Origin of the sequence: Rhodocista pekingensis (assembly GCF_042665545.1) — a bacterium.
In the GTDB taxonomy this organism is placed as follows: Bacteria; Pseudomonadota; Alphaproteobacteria; order Azospirillales; family Azospirillaceae; genus Rhodocista; species Rhodocista pekingensis.
In genome coordinates this window covers 1-540 of record NZ_JBHTCM010000030.1, presented here as the reverse complement: position 1 = coordinate 540, position 540 = coordinate 1, and the positions used below count along the sequence as shown (strand labels likewise).

Sequence of the window (540 nt, the reverse complement as noted above, 5' to 3'; positions counted from 1 at the left end):
GTGAAGTCGTAACAAGGTAGCCGTAGGGGAACCTGCGGCTGGATCACCTCCTTTCTAAGGAAAGATCCGGATCGATGGCCGGCTTCGCCGCCGTCCTCGCATATCTTCTCGAAACCAGTCCGTTCCCCATGCGGGGCGGGCCGACCTGGTGGCCATAGCGAGGGGCCTTACACCCGATCCCATCCCGAACTCGGCCGTGAAATCCCTCAGCGCCCATGGTACTGCGTCTCAAGACGTGGGAGAGTAGGTCGCCGCCAGGTCCGCCCGCCCCGCATGGCGGAAACGGAAAATCCAGCAGCCGTGACGTATCCGGTTCCTGTCTGACAGGAAGCGGTCGTCGCATGACTGCGCGGGTCTTGTAAAAGTGAAGAGGGTTTGTGACCGAGGCCGATCGGAGTGATCCGGTCGGGAATGCCTTCCGGTCGCGTGATGCGCGGGTTTGCCCTCGCGCATGGCGCACAAGGAAGGATCAAGCGTAATAAGGGCATCTGGTGGATGCCTTGGCACTGAGAGGCGATGAAGGACGTAGCACGCTGCGAA

The 540-nt window shown here is 61.3% G+C and carries 2 rRNA genes; both read left to right on the top strand.

Annotated elements, in window-relative coordinates:
* Positions 1-54, top strand: a 16S ribosomal RNA gene (locus ACFQPS_RS20065); the annotation flags it as partial.
* Positions 55-144: 90 nt separating this feature from the next.
* Positions 145-260, top strand: a 5S ribosomal RNA gene (gene rrf, locus ACFQPS_RS20060).
* Positions 261-540 lie beyond the last annotated feature (280 nt).